The following is a 20,769-nucleotide window of genomic DNA, read 5'->3' on the forward strand; positions in this document are numbered from 1 at the left end:
ATACGCGCACTACCTCTGCGGTTGCACCCAGAGGTAGTGCGCGAGGCTGACCTCTCGCGCCTGTTCTTGGTGACGAAAGGTAACGAATCCCGTGAGCGCTGTTCTGTCGATTCTCGATCTGGCCTACATCCGCGAGGGCGACACGGCGCGGGACAGTTTCGATGCGAGCGTGAAGCTCGCGCAACTCGCGGAGACCCGCGGGTACCGCCGCATCTGGTACGCGGAGCACCACAACATGCCGTCGATCGGCTCATCCGCGACGAGCGTCCTCATCGCGCACGTTGCCGCGCACACCGAGAGCATCCGGCTCGGCGCCGGCGGCATCATGCTGCCCAACCACGCGCCGCTGACGATTGCGGAGCAGTTCGGCACCCTCGAGACACTGCACCCCGGTCGCATCGACCTCGGACTCGGACGCGCCCCGGGCAGTGATCAGAAGACGATGTATGCGCTGCGCCGCGACCCGGCGTCCGCGGACCGCTTCCCGCAGGACGTGCTGGAACTCCAGGCATACCTCCGCGGTGTGTCACGGGTTCCCGGCGTCGACGCGATCCCCGGCAAGGGTACGAACGTTCCCCTCTACATCCTCGGGTCCTCGACGTTCGGCGCACAGCTCGCCGCGAAGCTCGGACTCCCCTACGCCAACGCGTCCCACTTTTCCCCCGACTCGCTCGTCGACGCCGTCACGCTGTACCGGGAGCGGTTCGAGCCGTCCGAGGATCTGTCCGAGCCGTACGTCATCGCCGGCGTCAACGCCATCGCCGCGGACACCACCGAGGACGCGCACCGGCAGTTCGAAGCGTCCCTGCGGCGGCGGGTGGTGCAGATGGTCGGTCGCGGGCAGAAGTTCACCCCCGAGGAGGTCGACCTCATCATGACGTCCCCGGCGGGTCAGCAGGTCGCGCAGATGGTGCGCTACTCGGCCGTCGGCACCCCCACCGAGGTCAAGACGTACCTCGACGAATTCGCCGAGCACGCGCAGGCCGACGAGCTGATCGTCGCCTCCCATGCCGAGAACACCGAGTCCTGGCTGAAGACGTACGACCTGCTCGCCGACGTGTGGCGCGGAGCGCCCGTGCGCCTTTCTGGTAGCTAGCACAACCAGAAAGGCGCACGGGCGGCGAAGCCGCCTACTGCTGGTGGACGATCACGCCACGCAGGTTCTTTCCGTCCCGCAGATCCTGGTAGCCCTCGTTCACCTGCTCGAGCGTGTACTTGGTGGTGATCAGCTCGTCGAGCTTGAGCTGACCCGCGTCGTACAGGCGTAGCAGTCGGACGATGTCGTACTGCGGGTTGGCCGAGCCGAACAGCGAACCCTTGATCGTCTTCTGGTTCAGGGTCAGGTCGGTTCCCGAGATGTGCACGGTGAGCTTGGCAGGGTCGGCGAGGCCGGTGATGACGACGGTGCCGCCCTTGCCGATGACGGCGGTCGCGTTCTGCACCACCTCTTCGTCGACGGTGCCCACCAGGATGAGGGCCTGATCGGCGCCCTGTCCCCAGGTCAGTTCGTTGACCTTCTCTGCCGCGGTCGCGGCGTCCGCGAACGCGTGGGTGGCGCCGAACTTCAGCGCGGCCTCCCGCTTCATGGCCACCGGATCCACCACCACGACGTACTTGGCGCCGGCGCTGACCGCGCCCTGCACGGCGTTGATACCGAGTCCGCCGATGCCGTAGATGACGACGGTGTCACCGGCGCGAACTCCGCCGGCGTACACCGCGGTGCCCCAACCGGACGGCACACCGCAGCCGACGAGGACGGCGGTCTCGAGCGGGAGCCAGTCGTCCACCTTCACCACCGAGTGCTGCGAGATGGTGGCGCGCTCCGCGAACGTGCCGAGCATGCACATGGCACCGAAATCCTGCTTGCCCGAGTGGAACCGGAACGATCCGTCGGGCATCGACCCCTCGAGGATCGTGGCGCCCATGTCACACAGGTTCTGGCGGCCGGTGGCACAGTACCGACACGTGCCGCAGTTCGGGATGAAGCTGCAGACCACGTGGTCGCCGGGCTTCACCTTGGTGACACCGGGGCCGACTTCCTCGATGATGCCGGAACCCTCGTGCCCGCCGACGATGGGGAAACGCGGCGGCAGATCGCCGTCGGTGAGGTGCAGGTCCGAGTGGCACAGGCCTGCCGCGACGTACTTGATGAGCACTTCGCCGGGACCCGGGCCGTCCAGATCGAGTTCGATGATCTCGAACGGCTTGTGCGTCTCGAACAGAACCGCTGCTTTGGTCTTCATGTCTTCTCTCCTCGTTGAGTGACGGTCAGAGTGCGATGTTGACGGCTTTGGTCTGGGTGTAGAGATCGATGGCGGTGGCCCCGAGCTCACGTCCCCACCCGGACTGCTTGTATCCGCCGAACGGCATGGCGGTGTCGAACCCGTTGTAAAGGTTGATCCACACCGAACCGGCCTTGAGCTGACGGGCCGTGAGGTGGGCCTTGGACAGGTCCTTGGTCCAGATTCCGGCGGCGAGGCCGTAGATGCTGCTATTCGCCGCCTTTGCGACTCCCTCCTCTGCGTTGAACGGGAGCGCTGCGACGACGGGGCCGAAGATCTCCTCCTCGACGATGCTGAACTCGGGCTTCACGTCCACGAACACCGTCGGCTCGACGTAGAAGCCGGTGTCGCCCCAGCGCTTTCCGCCGGTGAGGGCGCGGGCGCCGTCGGCGAGTCCGGCGGCCAGGTAGCCGGTGACCTTGTCGAACTGTTCCTGCGACACCAGCGGTCCGAGTTGGGTGGTGGGGTCGAGTCCGGGGCCGATCTTGACCTGGCCGGCGGCCTCGGCGACCGCTGCGGTGAAGTCGTCGAAGATGCTGTCCTCGACGAACATCCGGGTGCCTGCGACGCAGCACTGGCCGTGGTTGAACAGCCAGGCGTTGAGCGATCCGGTGACGGCGGCGTCGAAGTCCGCATCCGCGAACACGACGTTGGCGCTCTTGCCGCCGAGTTCGAGCGACACCTTCTTCAGGTTGCCCCTGGCGGCGTCGACGATCTTCTTCCCGACCTCGGTGGAGCCGGTGAACGCGATCTTGTCGACGTCGTCGTGGGCCGACAGTGCCGCGCCCGCGTCTCCGTAGCCGGTGACGATGTTGACGACGCCGGGCGGGAAGCCGGCCTCCTCGAACACCTCGCCGAGCAGGATCGCGGTGAGCGGGGTCTGCTCCGCGGGCTTGAGGATCACCGTGTTGCCTGCGGCGAGCGCGGGGGCCAGCTTGAATGCGGCCATCAGCAACGGGAAGTTCCAGGGAACGATCAGACCGCAGACGCCGACGGGTTCACGCAGCGTGTACGCATGGAACTGGCCACCGGGGACGAACGGCATGCTCACGTTGACCGTGCTGCCCTCGATCTTGGTGGCCCAGCCCGCGAAGTAGCGGAAGATGTCGGCCGACCAGGCGACGTCGACAGCGGCCGCGATGCCCGCCGACTTGCCGTTGTCCAGCGCCTCGAGCTGGCCGAATTCCTCGGCGCGCTCCGAGAGGATGTCGCCGACCCGCCAGATCAGCCGTTCCCGCTCGTTGGGCTTCATGGTCGCCCACGGGCCCTCGTCGAATGCCGTGCGTGCGGCCCGGACCGCGCGGTCGACGTCTTCGGCGCCACCGCGCGCGACGGTGGTCAGCACCTGCCCGGTGGCCGGGTCGATCGTCTCGAACGTCTCGCCGCTCGCCGATTCCACCCACTGCCCTCCGACGAGGAATCGCTTGGTGCCGGACAGAAAGTTCCGTACCGACGGCAAGAGTTCCGCTTGGCTGGGTTCGATCGTCGCTGTCATCAAAACCTCCGAAGTTGTGAATGTGACGTGGCTCATAGTGCACTGGTTGCCATATCACTAACTGTCCTGACTTCGGACACCTCCGGACGGTCGCGGATCGGTGGATGAAACTGCAGCTAGACGGTGATATCGAGGGCTCGGATCCGGACGTAGAGCGTGCTGCGGCTGATGCCGAGCGCGGCCGCGGCGTGCACCTTGTTGCCGCCACATTCCTGCAGTGCGTCGACGATGGCCTGGCGTTCGGCGCGCTCGCGGCCGGCCAGCCGGGACACCCGCGTCGGCGTCCGATACTGGTCGGGCAGATCCGCGACAGCGATGTTCGCGCTGCTGCGTCTGCCCGCGGCGGCCTGCAGCACGACGGACAGTTCCGCGATGTTGCCCGGCCAGTCGCGGGCGATCAGAGCGTCGAGCGCGCTCGCCGTGAGCCGGAGACCGGGACGGACCGAATCGAGGATCCCCTGCGCTATGTCCGCGAATTCGCGGCTGCGTTGCCGCAGCGGCGGAAGCACCACCTGTCCGGGACAGCGGCCCACCAGACCCGCCACGCCCGGCGGCAGGTCACCCAGAGGAGAACTCGTCATCACGATGCGTGGCCCCGCGTCGGCCGCCAGCATCTTCACGACCAGCGGCAGCATCGACTCGGGCAACAGTTGCACTTCCTCGATCACCAGGACCGCGGAGGGTCCCGCCGCCAGCGAGAGAAGTCGGTCGATCCAGGCCTCGGCGCCGTCGAGAGCGATGGCGGTGGCGTCCATACATACGAGCGACCGGTCGCCGGCCAGGTCGCGGACCGCCGTCGTCCTGCCGGTTCCCGGTTCGCCGCTGATCACCACCGGATCCCGGGTCCCGCGCAGCCGCGACAACTCCGACCTGCTGCGTTCGACGACGGAACTCGACGGGGACTTGCCGCGCCGGATGGGGGTGCTGGTCCGGCGGTCCGGCCGGACGACGAACACGGCCCCGCCGTCCGTGCCTGCCACGCGGTCGGCGCGGACCAACGCCGGTTCGCCCGAGGACAGTTGGATGCGCACCGTCTTCGACTGCTCCGGACGCAGGTCCGCGGCAAGCCCCCGCAGCGTCGCGTGATCGGACACCTGGAGCAGGTCGAGCGCCACCCGATTGCTGAGCAGGATGTCCTCGCCGATCGCGGTGACCGCCATCTGATTCTGCGGCGAGACCCGCTGAAACGCGTCCACGAGCCGCTGCTGAGACACCCTGGACCCTTCGAGCAGCCGTCGTTCGATGTCCCCCGCCGCGCGGGCCAGGAACGGGGCGAACAGCGGGTTGGCACGCGACGCGACGCCCGTCATGTCGAGGATGCCCTCGACGCGGCGCGTCACCGGATGCACGATCGGGTGTCCGTAACAGCTGAGGTCCTTGAACCGCTCGAGGTAATGCTCCTCGCCGTGGATCACGACTCCACGCCGGACCTCCATCGGAGTCCCCAGCGCGGTGGTCCCGACGCAGTCCTCGCCGAACCTCGACCCCAGCACCGCCCCGGCGCCGTCGATCAGACGCTCGAGTCGGGGGCCGTCGAAGAGCCGGGCGACGATGCGGCAGTCGCGGTCGGCGAGCAGGACACAGAATCCGGTGCCCTGGATCTGCTGTTCCATCTCGTCGAGGACGGGCCGGGCCGCCTGCAACAGCCGGCTGGACTCGTCCAGGTCGGAGCAGGAGTCACCGGTCGGCGTCGAACTCGGTTCCAGGCCGCTGAGCGCCGAACGCTTCCAGGACAACGCGATCTCCGGCCGCATCGCCGCGTGCCCGGTCATGCCGCCAAACTCCAACCTCGACTCCTTGCCGCGCGGGGGTCAGGTCGTGCACCGGTGCACGACTCACACCCGAACGTACCCACCCAGTGTGACCCACGCCATAGTGCCTGCGGGCGCGGCGAGCAACTGTCCGGAATCTGGACAGTGCCGCGTTAACTCAGTCGAACAGCCCCCGCACGAACGGGATGGTGTCGGCCTGCGAATCGACGAGCGTGCCGCTGTGGTCGGTGGGATAGGTCTTGAACGTGACCGGCTCACCGTTGGCGGTCAGCGCCGCGACCAGCGAGAACGCCGAGGGCGCGGGCACGTCGATGTCGGTGAGCCCCTGCCCGATGAACAGGGGACGGTCGTACCCGCTCGTCGGGACGCCCATGTAGTCCACGAGCAGTCCGTGGAAGTTCGGGATCTGGTTCAGCGGCTTGCCGAACAGGTCGCCGACCACCACACCCTCCGCGGCGTCGTGGAGGTCGTTGACGCACAGCTGCTCCGCGGCGTTCACGTAGTGGGCGCCGAGCGGGGTGAGATACGAGTCGAGGTCGATCTCGGGGTGCGCCGACCGCAGTCCCGCGAGGATGTAGAACAGGTACGACGTGAGGCCGGCGGGGATCGCCGTGGGCGGCACTCCCGGGCCGAGCGGCAGCAGTGTCAGCTCGATGTTCGCGGGCACACCCGTTCCCACGGCCCCGCGGTAGTCGAGCGTCTCGCCGCCGTACTCGGTGGCGTAGCGGGCGGTGGTGATCGCGGCGCCGCCGCCCTGCGACTGGCCGACCACGACCCACTTGTTCGACAGGGACTCGTCGACGGCGCGGGCGGCCTTCACCGAGTCGACGACGCTGTGCGCCTCGACCTTTCCGTCGAGGTACGGCATCACACCGGGTGTGCCGAGGCCGACGTAGTCGGTGGAGACGACGGCGTATCCCTGGTCGAGCCAGCGTCCGAGGTACGGGTAGTCCCGCTCGGGGAGCGCGGGCCCGACGAGCGAGGGCGCACAGTCGTCCGCGAGACCGGACGTGCCGTGCGCCCACGCGACCACCGGCCATCCCCCGTCGGGCGCCTCCCCCGGCGGCACGTACAGGGCGCCGCTGCTGAGTGCGGGGCTCCCGTCGGACCCGATCGACCAGTAGGTGATTCGCTGCGCGTCGGCGGCGCCGGGGATCCAGAGGTCGACGGGCAGAGGCTCGACCTCCACGACGCTCCCCGGCGCGCGTTCGGCCTCGTCCGCGAACGCGGCCGGGGAGGCGAGGCAGGTGCCGCCCACCGTCAGCGATGCGATCGCGACGCTTGCCGCGGCTCGCGCCATCCGTACCGAGTGTGTCTTCACCGCTTCAAGATAGAGCCTCCCCCGCACGTGAGTGGCAAAGCGTACGGGAGCACGCTTTGCCACTCACGTGCGCTACGTCTGGGACGCGAGATCCCGTCCCCGGGTCTCGGGGATCGTGAACAGTGCGGCGATCGAGACCGCGACCAGCGCGAGCGCGTACCACTCGAAGAGGTCCGGCGTGCCGCGGTCGGCGAAGTACGTCTGGACGTACGCGGCCGTTCCGCCGAACGCGGCCACACCGATCGAGTACGGCACGCCGACACCGGCGGCACGCAACCCGGTCGGGAACAGTTCGGCCATCATTGCCGGCATGACCGACAGGATCGCGCCCATCACGAACAGGGCGATCGCCATCGCGACGAACAGCGTGACCGCGCTGTGCCCGATCATGGCGTTGAGCGGGAACAGCAGGGCAGCGATACCGACGTTGCCGATGTATAGCACCGGCTTGCGTCCGATCCGGTCCGACAACGCACCCCAGAACGGCAGCGACGCAATCAGTACGAGGTTCGCGCCGACCCCCGCCCACAGTGCGCCGGACGGATCGATGCCCCGGACGGTGATCGCGTACGCCGGCGCCGACACGGCCCACACGTAGTAGACGACGGTGCCGCCGACCGTGAAGAACAGGATCTGGAACACCTGCCGCCGGTGCGCCAGGAACAGCTGCCACATCGACTGCTTCGCCGTCTCGTCACCCGACTCCTCGTAGACTTCGGTCTCCTTCATCCGGGACCGCATCCACAGCACGAACAGCCCGAGCACGCCGCCCAGCAGGAACGGCACCCGCCAGCCCCAGTCTGCCATCTGCTCCGAACTCAGCGTCGTCGTGAGCAGTGCGCCGAGAAGCGTGCCGACGACGACTCCGGTGGTGTTGGAGATGTAGATGAGACTCGACCACAGTCCACGCCGGGCCGTCGGCGCGAATTCGACGATGTAGGTCTGCGCGGAGGGCAATTCACCGCCGTGCGCGACGCCCTGCGCGAGGCGCGCCACGACGAGGACCACCGCCGCCGCGACACCGATCGTCTGGTGGGTCGGGGTCAGACCGATGATCAGGCTGCCGACCGCGGCCAGTCCGACGGCGAGCGTCATCGACAGCTTGCGTCCCCGCCGATCCGACAGCCAGCCGAACAGCAGACCGCCGAACGGCCTGGCGACGAATCCGACGGCGAAGACGCCGAACGACGCGAGCAGGTCGGAGACCGCGGAGCCGGTGTGGAAGAACTGCGGGGCGAAGAACGCGGCGAACGTCGCGTAGACGGTCCAGTCGAAGTACTCGATCCCGTTGCCCGTGCCCACGCCGACGATCGCGCGGGCCTTCTCCCAGCGCTCGGACCTCTGCCGGCCGGTGTGCGGGCCGGCGTTCACGGTCCCTCTCTCGGTGGCGATCTCGGTCATCGTGCGTCGCTCCCCGCCGCCACAGCAGCATTGTCGGATCGGGCCTTGTCCAGCCGTCGAACGGCCAGTCCGGCGTAGATGGTGGCGGCGTCGGCGAGTACCGCGTCGTCGAATTGCGCTCGGGGCGAATGGTTCATGGGAGCGGCAGCGGGATCGGCACCGGGCATGCACGCGCCCAGTCCGATGAACGCACCGGGCACTTCCTGCAGGACGTAGGAGAAGTCCTCGGACCCTGCCATCGGATGGGTGACCGTCTCGTATCGGTCCTCGCCCATGAGGTCGCTGACCACTTCGGCACCGAACGCGACCTCGTCCACGTCATTGATTGTCATCGGGAACTCGGGGGCCACGGCGACGTCGACCTCGACGCGTTGCGCGGACGCCACCCCCTCCAGCACCCGGCGCAGCGCCGCCGGGACCTTCTCGTACGTGGTGGGCGAATAGCACCGCACCGTCGCCTCGAACCGCGCATCGTCGGGAATGATGTTGTGCCGCGACCCGGCCTGCACGTTCGCGACCGTCACCACGACGGGGTCGAACACGTCGAACGTCCGGGTGACCATCGTCTGCAGCGACGTGATCATCTCGGCCATCGCGGTGATCGGATCCCGGGCAGTCGACGGGGACGATCCGTGGCCGCCCGCCCCGCGCACCGTGACGGTCAGCTTGTACGACGCCGCGAGCAGCGTGCCCGCCTTGGAGAAGAACCGCCCCTGCGGCTTCTGGCAGGAGAAGACGTGCATGCCGTAGGCGGTGTCGGCGCGGCGCCCGGCGGCGTCGAGCACACCCTCGTCCACCATGACCTTGGCGCCGTCCCACCCCTCCTCGCCGGGCTGGAACATCAGGACGACGTCACCCGCCAAGTGGTCGCGATGACGGCTGAGCAGGTGCGCCGCGCCGACCAGCGCAGCGGTGTGCAGATCATGTCCGCATCCGTGCATGGCGCCGTTCTGCGCAGCGAAGTCGAGTCCTGTCTGTTCGGTGACCGGGAGTCCGTCCATGTCGGCGCGCAGCAGCACCGTCTGCGCGGCGTCGATCGAGCGCCTGCCGCCGCGGAGCACCGCGGTCACCGACGTCGTGTTCGTTCCCGTCGAGATCTCGAGCGGAAGGCCGTCCAACGCCTCGAGGACACGTTCCTGCGTGCGCGGCAGGTCCAGTCCGACCTCCGGTTCGCGGTGCAATACGCGACGCAATTGCACGAGGTCACCCTGGAGGGCGCGGGCGTCGTCCACGAGATTCATTGCTCTCCCTTATGTCGGTGGTCACTTTCTCGACCGAATGCGTCGGTGGTCATATGCTGTGATCCGCGCAGCGACGGACTGCCGAGATCGTCGAAAACGATCATCTGCGCCGAGTCAGGGAAGGTTATATGAGCGAATTGCTGACTGAATCGGAGCTTTCGCTCATTCATGCACTGCAGATCCGTCCACGCGCGACGTGGTCCGAGCTCGCCCCGATCCTGCGGACGACGTCCGCGACGCTGGCAAGGCGATGGGAGTCGATCACCGAGCGCGGACTGGCCTGGATCACCGCGTACCCCGCGCCGATGACGGGCGCCGGTGCATTCACCGCCATGATCGAGGTGACGTGCGATCTCAGCGGCACGAAGGCGCTGGTCGAGGCCCTCACTCGCGACCCGCGGGTGGCGTCCATCGAGCATGCCGCGCGCGGGCGGGATCTCATTCTGACCGTGCAGACGGGGTCCCTGCACGAGTTGTCGGACCTGGTGCTCGAGGAACTGCCCGGCCACCCGAGCGTCAATTCGACCCGGACCCACACGTGCACCGCACTCCACGCGGAGGGCAGTCGCTGGCGCCTCGATTCCCTGGACACGGCACAGTCCGCCGCGATCGCCGCGCTGGAGAGCACCCCTCCGCAGTCCGGATCGGCTCGGCCGGAAAGCCTGACGGACGAGGTCGCCCGCGCGCTCGTCCGCGAACTCACCCGGAACGGCCGGGCGTCCGCGCGCGAGATCGCCTCGGTCATCGACCGGCCGGCATCGTCGGTTCGCAGGCAGCTCGCGGGGTTGCTGCGCTCCCGTGCGGTGGTGCTGCGCTGCGACGTGGCCCAGGACGCGACGCGGTGGCCCATCACCGTCACGTGGTGGTGCCGCCTGCCCGTGCGCGCACACCGGGAAGTCGTGGAGATCGTCAACACCCGGCCCGAACTAAGGTTGTGCATGTCGCTCACCGGACCCGCGAACTTCCTCGTCAGCATGTGGGTGCCCTCGCTGCCCGACCTGTTGCGGGTTCAGGAGTGGCTGGAGAGCCGAGCCCCCAGCCTCGAGATCATCGACTCGTCGGTCACGCTCCGGTCCCGGAAGCGGATGGGGTGGGAACTCGACACCCACGGCCGCGCGACCGGTTATGTCACCGCGCACGGCGGCTGACCGCTACGGTCGAATGGGCATCATCGGACCGGCTGGAGCAGGTGATCACCGTGACCTCTACCGCGAAAACGTCGACGACCGGCGAGCGTGCCGATTTGCTGGAGTCGCTGGCGAAGCACCGCTACTTCCTCCGCTACACCGTCCGGGACCTCACCGACGAGCAGGCGGCCCAGCGCACGACGGCGAGCGAACTGTGCCTGGGCGGACTCGTCAAACACGTGTCGGACGTCGAACGGGTGTGGGCCGACTTCATCGTGCGCGGCACCGACGCCGTTCGGGGCGGTCCCGCGGACGGCACCGGCACCGACAATCGCGAGAAGGAGTTCACACTCCGCGACGACGAGACGCTGGCCGACGTCCTCGACCGGTACGCGAAGGTGGCGCACCGGACCGACGAGATCGTGGCCTCGCTGCCCGACCTCGACATCTCGCATCCGCTGCCGAAAGCGCCGTGGTTCGAACCGGGATCACGCTGGTCCGCCCGCCGTGTCCTGCTCCACATCATCGGCGAGACCGCCCAGCACGCCGGGCACGCCGACATCATCCGGGAGGCTCTCGACGGGTCGAAGTCGATGGGCTGAGTCAGCCGCGGGTGCGAGCCTCGATGAGGAAGCGGGTCGAGTGCGCCACGAACGGCCCCTCCGCCTCGATCAGCTCATGGAGCTCCCGCAGCCGCTCGAGGTACCGCTGGACGGTGAAGCCGGGCACCATCCAGATCACTTTGCGCAGGAAGTAGATGACGGCGCCGATGTCGAAGAACTCGATCCGCAGGGATTCGAAGCGGAGATCGACGACGTCGAGACCGGCGGCCTGCGCGTCCGCACTCTCGTCCTCGTAGTGGCGGCCGCGCCGCACCTTCTCCGGTTGCGGCCCCAGGAAGTACTCGACGAGTTCGAAGACACTCGCATGCCCGACGTGCTGCGAGAAGTACGTACCTCCGGGTTGCAGGACGCGGGCGATCTCGTCCCACCACACCGTGGCGGGGTGCCTGCTCGTCATCAGGTCGAAGGCGCCGTCGGCGAAGGGCAGCGGCGGCTCGTCCGCGTCGGCCACCACCACCGCACCGAGCGGGTGCAGCAGCGCCGTGGCCTTCGCGACATTGGGCGGCCACGATTCCGTCGCCACCATCACGGGAGGCATCTTCGCCGCACCGGCGAGGACCTCCCCGCCCCCGGTCTGGATGTCCAGGGCGGCATTCGCGCGCGCGAGCCGTTCACCCATCAGGCGCTGGTATCCCCACGACGGCCGCTGTTCGGTGGCCCGGCCGTCCAGCCAGGAGAAATCCCAGCCGTCCACCGACACGGATTCCGCCTCGGCCACCAGTTCCTCGAATGTGCGTCCCATGCCGGAAGCCTGACAGAAAATTCCGGGTCGATCGAGCGGATTACGTGGGGAAGCACCGGGCCGCCGGCGATGTTGACCCAGACATGACCGTCCCGGAACACCACACCCGAATCGCCGAGGAACGCGCCGACACAGAACGCCGGATCGCATCGCTGACCGGCCGTTTCACTGCGATCGTGGAGGGTTCGGAATTCACCACGGACGACGACGAACACGACCCCGAGGGTTCGACCATCGCGTTCGAGCGGGCCCAGGTGTCGGCGCTACTGGCCGACGCGCGGCGCGAGTTGGAGGATCTGGCGGCGGCGCAGCAGCGGCTCGACGACGGGACGTACGGCCTCTGCACGCGGTGCGGCCTGCCGATCGCCGACGTCCGGCTCGACGCGCTACCTGCCGCGCAGACGTGTATCGACTGCGCCGGTTAGCCGGTGTTACCGGACAGGAGGGCTCCCCATTCCCGGGTGGCCACGTCCCGTGCCCGTCGATGGTCGTCTGCGGCGGGGTGCACGCCGTCGGCGAGGTCGGCGAGGGCTTCCGCCAGATCACCGACATCGACCTGATGCCGCATGGAGGAATCGAGTAGTTCGTCGAAGGCCTGGTCCGCGCTGTACGAGCTACCGCGCGCGGTGGTCAGGATCTGTACTGCAGCGTCCAAAGCGGACAGGTGCCGTGTCGCGCGGGTGTCGCGGTGAGCTTCGATCGTCAATCTTCCGCCTCTGAGGTGTCGCCACTGGGCGTTGCCGGTCTCTTGTCACCACATCACATCACGATCGGGGCGTCCGTGTTGCCGAATCGAGACCGTGTCCGAAAGTTGTTTCTCGCCAGCAGGATACGAACGCCGGCAAGATACTTGTAACTCTCGTTACTACTTCAGGGTACTACCCGTCGGTAGGGGCGGACGGCGCCACATTTCTGAATGGCTCCAGAACAGCGGATCCAAACCGAACAGTTCGGCCATTCCGGAATACTGGTTTCCGGGTGGAGGTCTCCGCCCGACGCGATCGGACGGCCGTGCGCCGCGCAGTCCCTGTGGACCCGTGTGACCAGAACTGTTCAGAATCGGGATGATTGACGTGAAACTCGTCGTCGACCTCAATCGGTGCCAGGGTTACGCGCAGTGCGTGTTCCTCGCACCCGGCGTCTTCACCCTGCACGGAGAAGAGGCACTTCTCTACGACGCGGGCCCCACCGACGACGAACGCGACCATGTGGCGCAAGCCGCCGCCGCGTGCCCGGTGCATGCCATCACCACGGACATCCCCGCCCGACACGATGGGCAGTGACGTGCGGATCGTCATCGTCGGCGCGTCGCTCGCGGGCCTGCGCGCCGCGGAGGCACTGCGGGGGCAGGGCTTCGACGGTTCCCTCACCCTGATCGGCGACGAACCCTACGAGCCGTACGACAGGCCCCCGCTGTCGAAGGCAGTGCTCCTCGGAATCATGCCGCCCGACCACGCGGCGCTGCCCTTCCGCCCGGACCTCGACGCGCAGTGGCGGCTCGGTGTGCGGGCCACCCGGCTCGATCTGGAGAACAACCGGGTTGTTCTCAGCGACGGCGACACCGTCGAGTTCGACAAGGTGCTGATCTCGACCGGCGTCCGCGCCAGGCCGTGGTCGAACTCGTCCGAGGCCGCACTCGACGGCGTCTTCACCATCCGAACCTGCGACGACTCACGCCGGCTGAACGAGCGACTGTCCGCCGGACCACGTCATGTCCTGGTGATCGGGGCCGGGTTCACCGGATCGGAGATCGCGTCGGTGTGCCGGGAGCGCGGGCTGTCCGTGACGGTCACCGAACGCGGCCCGGCACCGCTGGTCGGCGCGCTCGGCGGAGTGGTGGCGGCGGTCGCGGCCGACATGCAACGCGCCCACGGCGTCGACCTGCGCACCGGGGTCACGGTGACCGGGCTCGACGGGGACGGCAACGGGCAGCTGTGCCGTGCGCATCTGTCGGACGGGACCACACTCGACGTCGACGTGGCGATCGTCGCGCAGGGCAGTATCCGCAACACCGACTGGCTGTTCGGCTCCGGTCTCGCCGCGGGACCCCGCGGGGTCACGTGCGACGCCGGTTGCCGGGCATTCGACATCAACGGCATCGTCACCGACAACGTGTTCGTCGCCGGTGACGTTGCGCGGCAACCACATCCGCTCTACGACTACCAGTTGCTGGCACTGGAGCACTGGGGCAACGCGATCGGTCAGGCCGAGGTGGCGGCGCACAACATGATCCACGACGGTCTCCGCCGGCGGCCGCACCTCGAGATTCCGGCGTTCTGGTCCAGCCAGTTCGGCGTCAACATCAAGTCCGTGGGTATCCCCACCTACTCCGATCAGGTGGTAATCACGCAGGGTTCCGTCGCCGACCGGCGATTCGTGGCGGCGTACGGCTTCCGCGGACGCGTCACGGCGGCTGTGGCGTTCAATCAGGGTAAGTGGCTCGACTTCTACCGGGGCTTGATCGAGTCGGCGGCCGCGTTCCCCCCGGACTTCGACGTCATGGACCGGGCGGAGCCGTTCGAGGTGCGTGCGTCGGAGTTGCCGGACCCGGCCGTTCTCAGCCACGGACCCACCGTCGCGGTGACCGGCCATCTGCCGACCGAACGTCGCGTCGAGTTCGTCTCGCTACCGAAGTAACAGGGAGAGTGTCCATGTCGCGTGCGCAGCTGTTCCAGCGGATCACCGACCAGGCGAGCCGGCCGAATCCGTATCCGCTGTACGAGGAACTTCGTGAGACCCGGGTGGCGCCGCAGGACAACGGCTCCTACCTCGTCGGACGGTACTACGACGTCATGGCGCTCCTGCACGACCCGCGGATCAGCTCCGACCTGCACAACCGTGGTCCGGGACTTCCCGGATCGGATCGTGCCGGCGACGGGCCGGAGTCGTTCCTCAAACTCGATCCGCCCGAGCACGATCGGTTACGGAGACTGACGACGCGACAGTTCGGCCCGCCGCACAGCCCCGACCGAATCGACTCCATGCGTGGCGAACTCGCCACACTCGTCACGAAACTGGTCGACGGGCTGGACGGTAAGGAGCGCATCGACATCGTCGACGACTTCGCCTACCCCTTCCCCGTCACCGTGATCTGCCGACTGCTCGGAGTACCCCACGAGGAACCCAGGTTCCACGCCTGGGCCGACGCGTTGGTGGCAGCCATCGACCCGCGTCGCACCAGCGCCGACAACGAGCAGGTGAAAGTGGCGCAGAAGGCCCAGATGGAGATGGCCATGTTCATGGCAGGTCTCATCGAGGACCGTCGCCGCGATCCCGGTGACGACATGCTGTCGGGGCTGGCCAACGATTCGGGTCCCGACGGTCAGTTGAACACCGTCGAGTTGGTCACCAATTCCATCCTGCTGTTCATCGCCGGGCACGAGACCACCGTCAACCTCATCACCAACGGCATGCTGACCTTGCTGCGCAATCCCGACGTTCTCGAACGTCTTCGCGCCGAACCGCAGTTGATGCCGCAGGCCGTGGAGGAACTGCTCCGCTTCGAACCGCCCGTGCATCTCCTGGGTCAGCGAACGCCGATCGTGGACATCGAAATCGACGGTGTCACGGTCCCGAAGGGTTCGCCGCTCGTACTGGCATTGGCATCGGCCAATCGTGATCCCGAACGATTCGTCGACGCCGACAAGTTCGTCCCGAACCGCGCGGACAACCAGCACGTGGGTCTGGGCAGCGGCATCCACAGTTGCTTCGGCGCACCCCTCGCCCGCCTCGAGGGGCAGATGGCGCTCGCCGAACTCATCCGCCGCCTCCCCAATCCGCGCCTCGTCGAGGACCCGCCGCCCTACCGGCCCAACCCGGTGCTGCGAGGCCCACGGCACCTGCTGGTGGACTGTGGGTGAGCTGCCGCCGCGCATCCTCGATCAACTCACCGGGGTGATGTCGGTGATTGATTCGCGGTCTTCGGGTGGGGTCGATGTGTGGTGGCGGAATCCATTCGGTCCGGCCCGCGTATGCGGAATGGTGGGGCGCAGACCTCGTCGCCCATCCGGCCGGACCGTCGTTGACCTGAGCATGGCAGGCGTCGCAAACCAGGGCGAGACCCTCGATGTCGGTGTGCCCACCCTTGTGCCAGTCCGTGACATGGTGAACCGCACACAGACTCGCCGGTGACGAGCACCCCGGCCGGGTGCAACCCCCATCTGCGGCGATCAGCGCGAGCCGTTGGTCGGCGTTGGCCAGACGACGTCGCCGACCAAGGTGCAGTGGACGACCCGCATGGTCGAATAGCGCGAGCACCGGATGCGCCTCCTCGGCCAATGCTAATGCGTCCGCGATCGGGAGCAACCCACCGGTGGCGGTCGTGGCCAGACCACCGACCGCCTGCTCCAGCTGCTCGAGTGTCATAGTGACGATCACCGTGGCAGGGAGGCCCCGGTGCCGGCCGAGCACCCCCGACTCGAGCAGCGCCCGGAACACTGTGCTGAACGCATCGTGATTGCGCTGCGCTGCGGTGCGGGTATCGCGGACGGCCGCCGCCGCCAACAGGTCACGATCGATCGACGGGTCTTCGCCGTCGCCGGCCGGCGAGGCGGGATCGTCCGGATTGTTCATTCCGGGCCGCGCCCATTTGGCGAGGATCGGATCGAGCATCGCCCGCGCTACGGGATCGAGCTCACCGGAGATTCTCGACATCAGCTCGGTGTCCTGCCGACCGATCGAGATGCCCCGTCGGCGTTTCCGTCGCGGTCGTCGCCGAGGTTCCCGTCCGGATTCAGGTATGCCAGCAACCGGTGCCCGGCCTGCTCCACATCCTCCGGGGTTCCGCTTCTCGCCAAGTTCGCGAGCACGGCCTCGGCGTCGGCGACCGCGTCGTTGTCGACGGCGTGGGGAATCTTGCGCATCACCTTCGCAATCGCCCGCACATGATCCGTGCCGATGTCACCGTCGCTCTGTGCCGCAGCGGTTTCCGGCAACACCGGTGGCATCGGTTCGCCGGCCATGGTGTGCCACACGCCCAGCTCGCGGGCAGCGGTGAGGCGGGCGGACGCGTCCGCGCCCGAGATCCGGAGTACGTCGATCAGGAGCTTCTTCGGCGACGAATACCCCAGACTTGCCGGGACCGAACGTTCCACGCTCTCCACGACCAAACGGTGTGAGACCGCCTCCGCGCGGCGAAGCCACTGCTCCACCCCGCGCATCACCTCGACGAGATCAGAGTCCGACAACTCGGCCAGCCCGGCATCGAGCAACCCGTCCACCGCGGCATCGAGCATCGACATATGCTCCGCCACCCGGCTACCCGCCGACCCTCCAGTCGAACTCATGTGCGAATACTACCGCGAGGGTCCGACACGTTTCGGAGGCGAAACCGAGCCTCCCCACCGGACCGATCAGACCCCGCGATCGCGCAGTGACTCGGACGGCGTCACGCCGTACTTGCGGCGGTAGGCGGCGGCGAATCTTCCGGTATGCATGATTCCCCAGCGTGTCGCGACTTCGGAAACGGTAGCGCAGGAGCCGATTCCGGTGAGGTCGGCGTGGACACGCTCGAGGCGCACGTCGACGAGGTACTCCATCGGAGTCATACCCACGTATTCGCGGAACCCCTGCTGCATGCGCCGGACGCTCACTCCGACGAGTTCGGCCATCTCCCCCGCGCTCCACGGGCGGGCCGGGTCCTGCTGGATCGCGTCGATTACTCGCTTGACGATGCGCGGCCGGATTCCCGCGGCACCTGTGTCGTCGTCCGGCATCGCGGTGAGCACGAGCGCAGTGGTCAACGCTCCGCACAGTTGTTGCGACACCTGATCGCTGTGTAGGAGAACGCTGTCGCGCAACGCCTGGTCGGCGATGGAGCGGACGAACCTCAGCCAGTCGGCGCCTGCGCCGGTGCGCAGGTCGAGTTGCCGCGGCAACTCCTGGCCGGGCCGTGCGAGCACGCGGTCCATTTCGCGCTGCAGGTAGTCTCGGTCCACCTTGAATCCGATGATCTCGCAGGAACTGCTCCAGTTGGTGATGACGGTGCGGGTGTCGGGCGGGCAGATGGTGGCCAGCCCAGGCGTCGAGGTCACTTCCGTCCCGCCGGTGACGGAGACGATGCGGCCGGCCAGGGGGATGTTGATGCCGTACGCACCGGGATGGTCGGACTCGATCGACACGGGCGCGCCGAAACCGATCCGGGCGAGCCTGGACGGGCCCATCTGCGAGGACTCCAGGGAAGACCGCGCAGCGGTGTCCCGTGACAGCGGACGCAGCTCGTGAGGGAAGTACGCGTCCGCGACCACCTCGTGAACCTCGTCCCAGTCGGTGAAACCGGGACCTTCCAACCGTCCTCGCATGCGTACGTCCAGACCTCTCACCTCGCGCCACGACCGCGCATGGGCAACTCCCGACCCTAGCATCGCCTGTGACTCACGTCACTGCAAGCGCCGGCGACTCACGTCCGGCAAACCCGTTTCGCGTTCCGGATCGCGCCTTCGCAATGCGGATCGACGGACTGTGACGCCCGTCATACGTTGTGCAGGTCCCCAATCGCAGGGGTAATCGCACGAATCGTGCAGAAAGGCGGTCAGGAGAAATGGACCAGCGCACTCTGCGTAACATTTTCGGCCAGTTCGCCAGTGGCGTCACCGTGATCACGTGCGCCAATGCCGCCGGTGAGCCGCACGGCGCGACCGTCACCGCCTTCACCGCCGTCTCGATAGAGCCGCGGCTGTGCCAGGTGACGTTGACCCGGAAGTCGAAGGCATGCAGCTACCTCGGTGATGCGCCGTTCGCGGTGAACATTCTGGCCGCCGATCAGCTCGACACGGCCATGCACTTCGCGGGCAAACCGCAACGGACGGAACCGGTGTGGGACTCCGCTGGCATCGCTCCCGCGCTGTCCGGCAACGCGGCCACGCTCACGTGCTCACCCTGGGCTTCCTACGACGGCGGTGACCACATCATCTTCATCGGCGAGATCGTCGACGCGACCGTCGACGCGACCAAGGACCCACTGCTGTTCTACCGCAGCACCTTCCACGACCTCGGTGCCACCTCGGGCACCACGGCGTGGAACGGCTGCCTCGACGACCCCCACAGCGGATGGTTCGATGCCGCCGCGTCGATTACTCCGCTCCACCTGCAGCTCGCTCAGGCTGCCTCGTAATCCCGACCGAAAGGGAACACCATGACCACCACCGAAGCTGCCCCCGATACCGACGTCGACCGCACGAAGGTCAATGTCGCCGCCGACTGTGAAGCGAACCGGACCGCGAACTTCGCCACCCGTCCGATGACGGGTGACGAGTACATCGAGTCGCTGCGCGACGACCGCGAGATCTACCTGCACGGCGAGCGTGTCAAGGATGTCACGACGCATCCGGCGTTCCGTAACCCGATCCGGATGACCGCCCGCCTCTACGACGCGATGCATACCGGCGAGCACGTCGACACCCTGACCACACCGACGGACACCGGCAGCGGGGGTGTGACGATGCCGTTCTTCCGGGCGCCGAAGAACTCCGACGATCTGCTGAAGGATCGTGACGCGATCGCCACCTGGGCGCGGATGACGTACGGCTGGATGGGCCGTAGTCCCGACTACAAGGCGTCCTTCCTCGGCACCCTGCACGCGAACAAGGAGCTGTACTCGCCGTTCCAGGACAACGCCGAGCGCTGGTACAAGGAATCGCAGGAAAAGGTCCTGTACTGGAACCACGCGATCATCAACCCGCCCGTCGACCGGCAGCTCCCGCCCGACGAGGTCGGTGACGTGTTCATGAAGGTCGAGAAGGAAACCGACGCCGGACTCATCGTCAGTGGCGCCAAGGTCGTGGCCACCGGCTCGGCCATTACCAACTATAACTTCATCGCCCACTACGGCCTGCCGATCAAGAAGAAGCAATTCGCGCTGATCTGCACCGTCCCGATGGACGCACCGGGCGTGAAGCTGATCTGCCGCACCTCCTACACCCAGCAGGCCGCGGTGATGGGCTCCCCGTTCGACTACCCCCTGTCGTCGCGGATGGACGAGAACGACACGATCTTCGTCTTCGACAAGGTGCTCGTGCCGTGGGAAAACGTGTTCATGTACGGCGACGTGGACAAGATCAACGCGTTCTTCCCGCAGTCCGGATTCCTGCCGCGTTTCACCCTGCAGGGCTGCACCCGCCTGGCCGTGAAGCTGGACTTCATCGCCGGCCTGCTGATGAAGGCCCTCGACGCCACCGGAGCCGGCGGGTTCCGTGGGGTGCAGACCCGCGTCGGTGAGGTCATCGGCTGGCGGAACCTGTTCTGGTCGTTGACCGAATCGATGGTCCGCGACCCGGAACCGTGGGTGGGCGACACCGTCATCCCGAAGCTCGAGTACGGGCTGACGTACCGGATGTTCATGCAGCAGGGCTACCCGCGGATCAAGGAGATCATCGAACAGGACGTCGCGTCCGGGCTGATCTACCTGCCGTCCTCGTCCGCCGACTTCAAGAGCCCCGACGTCCGCCCGTACCTGGACAAGTATGTCCGCGGTTCGGAGGGGATGACCGCGGTCGAACGCGTCAAGATCATGAAGGCGCTGTGGGATTCGATCGGCAGCGAGTTCGGTGGCCGCCACGAGTTGTACGAACGGAACTACGCCGGCAACCACGAGGGCGTGAAGGCGGAACTGCTGATGTTCGCCGAGAACCGGGGCACGGTCAGCTCGATGAAGGGTCTGGCCGAGCAGTGCCTGGCCGAGTACGACCTCGACGGGTGGACCGTGCCCGACCTGATCGGCAACGACGACGTGTCCTACTTCGGCCGCAGCTAATCGCGCAGACCAGGAG

20 protein-coding genes are annotated in these 20,769 nt (G+C 67.4%); 9 read left to right on the forward strand and 11 right to left on the reverse strand.

Going from position 1 to position 20,769, the window contains the following annotated elements; all coding sequences use genetic code 11:
• Window positions 1–91: 91 nt before the first annotated feature.
• Window positions 92–1,096 (forward strand): LLM class flavin-dependent oxidoreductase, encoded by a 1,005-nt coding sequence (locus tag G9373_RS15655; RefSeq protein ID WP_007297605.1) that lies wholly within the window; start codon window positions 92–94, stop codon window positions 1,094–1,096.
• A 34-nt stretch (window positions 1,097–1,130) separates the two neighbouring features.
• On the opposite strand, the gene G9373_RS15660 is transcribed toward G9373_RS15655, so the two are convergent.
• From G9373_RS15660 to G9373_RS15685, 6 genes are all read right to left on the reverse strand, one after another.
• Window positions 1,131–2,243 carry an NDMA-dependent alcohol dehydrogenase gene (locus G9373_RS15660; RefSeq protein WP_005258992.1) on the reverse strand — a complete coding sequence of 371 codons (1,113 nt, stop codon included), beginning with the start codon at window positions 2,241–2,243 and terminating at the stop codon, window positions 1,131–1,133.
• Window positions 2,244–2,268: 25 nt separating this feature from the next.
• On the reverse strand, window positions 2,269–3,777 hold the full coding sequence (locus G9373_RS15665; RefSeq protein ID WP_167115663.1) for an aldehyde dehydrogenase family protein: 1,509 nt from the start codon (window positions 3,775–3,777) through the stop codon (window positions 2,269–2,271).
• Between the two features lie 116 nt (window positions 3,778–3,893).
• Window positions 3,894–5,549 carry a helix-turn-helix domain-containing protein gene (locus G9373_RS15670; RefSeq protein ID WP_005572316.1) on the reverse strand — a complete coding sequence of 552 codons (1,656 nt, stop codon included), beginning with the start codon at window positions 5,547–5,549 and terminating at the stop codon, window positions 3,894–3,896.
• Between the two features lie 157 nt (window positions 5,550–5,706).
• Window positions 5,707–6,849 carry a lipase family protein gene (locus G9373_RS15675; protein ID WP_120660397.1) on the reverse strand — a complete coding sequence of 381 codons (1,143 nt, stop codon included), beginning with the start codon at window positions 6,847–6,849 and terminating at the stop codon, window positions 5,707–5,709.
• Window positions 6,850–6,942: 93 nt separating this feature from the next.
• Entirely contained in the window at window positions 6,943–8,271 is a 1,329-nt protein-coding gene (locus tag G9373_RS15680) for an MFS transporter (RefSeq protein WP_167115666.1), read from the reverse strand.
• On the reverse strand, window positions 8,268–9,512 hold the full coding sequence (locus G9373_RS15685; RefSeq protein ID WP_133985173.1) for a M20 family metallopeptidase: 1,245 nt from the start codon (window positions 9,510–9,512) through the stop codon (window positions 8,268–8,270). The genes G9373_RS15680 and G9373_RS15685 overlap by 4 nt, the downstream gene beginning before the upstream one ends.
• 128 nt (window positions 9,513–9,640) lie before the next feature.
• On the opposite strand from G9373_RS15685, the gene G9373_RS15690 reads away from it, so the two are divergent.
• Both G9373_RS15690 and G9373_RS15695 read left to right on the forward strand, forming a co-directional pair.
• Window positions 9,641–10,660 carry an Lrp/AsnC family transcriptional regulator gene (locus G9373_RS15690; RefSeq protein ID WP_005572320.1) on the forward strand — a complete coding sequence of 340 codons (1,020 nt, stop codon included), beginning with the start codon at window positions 9,641–9,643 and terminating at the stop codon, window positions 10,658–10,660.
• A 41-nt stretch (window positions 10,661–10,701) separates the two neighbouring features.
• Window positions 10,702–11,241 carry a DinB family protein gene (locus tag G9373_RS15695; protein WP_005259007.1) on the forward strand — a complete coding sequence of 180 codons (540 nt, stop codon included), beginning with the start codon at window positions 10,702–10,704 and terminating at the stop codon, window positions 11,239–11,241.
• A gap of 1 nt (window position 11,242) precedes the next feature.
• Here the strand turns inward: G9373_RS15695 and G9373_RS15700 are convergent, their stop codons facing one another.
• Window positions 11,243–12,004, reverse strand: a complete 762-nt coding sequence (locus G9373_RS15700) for a class I SAM-dependent methyltransferase (RefSeq protein WP_167115669.1) — start codon at window positions 12,002–12,004, stop codon at window positions 11,243–11,245.
• An 83-nt stretch (window positions 12,005–12,087) separates the two neighbouring features.
• Between G9373_RS15700 and G9373_RS15705 the strand changes: the two genes are divergently transcribed.
• The gene (locus G9373_RS15705) at window positions 12,088–12,429 is read left to right on the forward strand and encodes a TraR/DksA C4-type zinc finger protein (RefSeq protein ID WP_005259009.1); all 342 of its coding nucleotides are present in this window, start codon (window positions 12,088–12,090) and stop codon (window positions 12,427–12,429) included.
• On the opposite strand, the gene G9373_RS15710 is transcribed toward G9373_RS15705, so the two are convergent.
• Entirely contained in the window at window positions 12,426–12,710 is a 285-nt protein-coding gene (locus G9373_RS15710; RefSeq protein ID WP_005259010.1) for an ANTAR domain-containing protein, read from the reverse strand. The genes G9373_RS15705 and G9373_RS15710 overlap by 4 nt on opposite strands.
• Before the next feature lie 358 nt (window positions 12,711–13,068).
• On the opposite strand from G9373_RS15710, the gene G9373_RS15715 reads away from it, so the two are divergent.
• From G9373_RS15715 to G9373_RS15725, 3 genes are read left to right on the forward strand one after another with little or no spacing between them, the layout of a single operon-like run.
• A complete protein-coding gene (locus tag G9373_RS15715) occupies window positions 13,069–13,287 on the forward strand; it encodes a ferredoxin (RefSeq protein WP_005572322.1) in 219 nt (72 codons plus the stop codon).
• On the forward strand, window positions 13,277–14,641 hold the full coding sequence (locus G9373_RS15720; protein WP_167115672.1) for an FAD/NAD(P)-binding oxidoreductase: 1,365 nt from the start codon (window positions 13,277–13,279) through the stop codon (window positions 14,639–14,641). The genes G9373_RS15715 and G9373_RS15720 overlap by 11 nt, the downstream gene beginning before the upstream one ends.
• Before the next feature lie 14 nt (window positions 14,642–14,655).
• Complete coding sequence (locus G9373_RS15725; protein WP_167115675.1) at window positions 14,656–15,864, forward strand: cytochrome P450; 1,209 nt, start codon at window positions 14,656–14,658, stop codon at window positions 15,862–15,864.
• On the opposite strand, the gene G9373_RS48185 is transcribed toward G9373_RS15725, so the two are convergent.
• The 3 genes from G9373_RS48185 to G9373_RS15735 form a co-directional block, all read right to left on the reverse strand.
• Window positions 15,761–16,744, reverse strand: coding sequence for a DUF222 domain-containing protein (locus tag G9373_RS48185; RefSeq protein ID WP_346842827.1), 984 nt, complete (start codon window positions 16,742–16,744; stop codon window positions 15,761–15,763). The genes G9373_RS15725 and G9373_RS48185 overlap by 104 nt on opposite strands.
• Complete coding sequence (locus G9373_RS46445; RefSeq protein ID WP_346842825.1) at window positions 16,657–17,289, reverse strand: DUF222 domain-containing protein; 633 nt, start codon at window positions 17,287–17,289, stop codon at window positions 16,657–16,659. Before G9373_RS46445 ends, G9373_RS48185 begins: the two co-directional genes overlap by 88 nt.
• Before the next feature lie 66 nt (window positions 17,290–17,355).
• Window positions 17,356–18,303, reverse strand: coding sequence for an AraC family transcriptional regulator (locus G9373_RS15735; protein ID WP_005566284.1), 948 nt, complete (start codon window positions 18,301–18,303; stop codon window positions 17,356–17,358).
• Window positions 18,304–18,542: 239 nt separating this feature from the next.
• Here G9373_RS15735 and G9373_RS15740 point away from each other — a divergent pair, with 239 nt between their 5' ends.
• Window positions 18,543–19,115 (forward strand): flavin reductase family protein, encoded by a 573-nt coding sequence (locus G9373_RS15740; protein ID WP_167115677.1) that lies wholly within the window; start codon window positions 18,543–18,545, stop codon window positions 19,113–19,115.
• Between the two features lie 21 nt (window positions 19,116–19,136).
• Window positions 19,137–20,753, forward strand: coding sequence for a 4-hydroxyphenylacetate 3-hydroxylase N-terminal domain-containing protein (locus G9373_RS15745; protein ID WP_005566288.1), 1,617 nt, complete (start codon window positions 19,137–19,139; stop codon window positions 20,751–20,753).
• Window positions 20,754–20,769 lie beyond the last annotated feature (16 nt).

The sequence above is a fragment of the Rhodococcus sp. A14 genome (genome assembly GCF_011603105.1).
Taxonomy (GTDB): Bacteria; Actinomycetota; Actinomycetes; order Mycobacteriales; family Mycobacteriaceae; genus Rhodococcus_F; species Rhodococcus_F opacus.

Bases quoted from the DNA above. Each gene is read 5' to 3' on its own strand.
- G9373_RS15660 (WP_005258992.1), bottom strand. From the start codon at position 2,243: ATGAAGACCAAAGCAGCGGTTCTGTTCGAGACGCACAAGCCGTTCGAG.
- G9373_RS15665 (WP_167115663.1), bottom strand. From the start codon at position 3,777: ATGACAGCGACGATCGAACCCAGCCAAGCGGAACTCTTGCCGTCGGTA.
- G9373_RS15670 (WP_005572316.1), bottom strand. From the start codon at position 5,549: ATGACCGGGCACGCGGCGATGCGGCCGGAGATCGCGTTGTCCTGGAAG.
- G9373_RS15675 (WP_120660397.1), bottom strand. From the start codon at position 6,849: ATGGCGCGAGCCGCGGCAAGCGTCGCGATCGCATCGCTGACGGTGGGC.
- G9373_RS15680 (WP_167115666.1), bottom strand. From the start codon at position 8,271: ATGACCGAGATCGCCACCGAGAGAGGGACCGTGAACGCCGGCCCGCAC.
- G9373_RS15685 (WP_133985173.1), bottom strand. From the start codon at position 9,512: ATGAATCTCGTGGACGACGCCCGCGCCCTCCAGGGTGACCTCGTGCAA.
- G9373_RS15690 (WP_005572320.1), top strand. From the start codon at position 9,641: ATGAGCGAATTGCTGACTGAATCGGAGCTTTCGCTCATTCATGCACTG.
- G9373_RS15700 (WP_167115669.1), bottom strand. From the start codon at position 12,004: ATGGGACGCACATTCGAGGAACTGGTGGCCGAGGCGGAATCCGTGTCG.
- G9373_RS15705 (WP_005259009.1), top strand. From the start codon at position 12,088: ATGACCGTCCCGGAACACCACACCCGAATCGCCGAGGAACGCGCCGAC.
- G9373_RS15715 (WP_005572322.1), top strand. From the start codon at position 13,069: ATGATTGACGTGAAACTCGTCGTCGACCTCAATCGGTGCCAGGGTTAC.
- G9373_RS15720 (WP_167115672.1), top strand. From the start codon at position 13,277: ATGGGCAGTGACGTGCGGATCGTCATCGTCGGCGCGTCGCTCGCGGGC.
- G9373_RS15725 (WP_167115675.1), top strand. From the start codon at position 14,656: ATGTCGCGTGCGCAGCTGTTCCAGCGGATCACCGACCAGGCGAGCCGG.
- G9373_RS46445 (WP_346842825.1), bottom strand. From the start codon at position 17,289: ATGAGTTCGACTGGAGGGTCGGCGGGTAGCCGGGTGGCGGAGCATATG.
- G9373_RS15735 (WP_005566284.1), bottom strand. From the start codon at position 18,303: ATGCGAGGACGGTTGGAAGGTCCCGGTTTCACCGACTGGGACGAGGTT.
- G9373_RS15740 (WP_167115677.1), top strand. From the start codon at position 18,543: ATGGACCAGCGCACTCTGCGTAACATTTTCGGCCAGTTCGCCAGTGGC.
- G9373_RS15745 (WP_005566288.1), top strand. From the start codon at position 19,137: ATGACCACCACCGAAGCTGCCCCCGATACCGACGTCGACCGCACGAAG.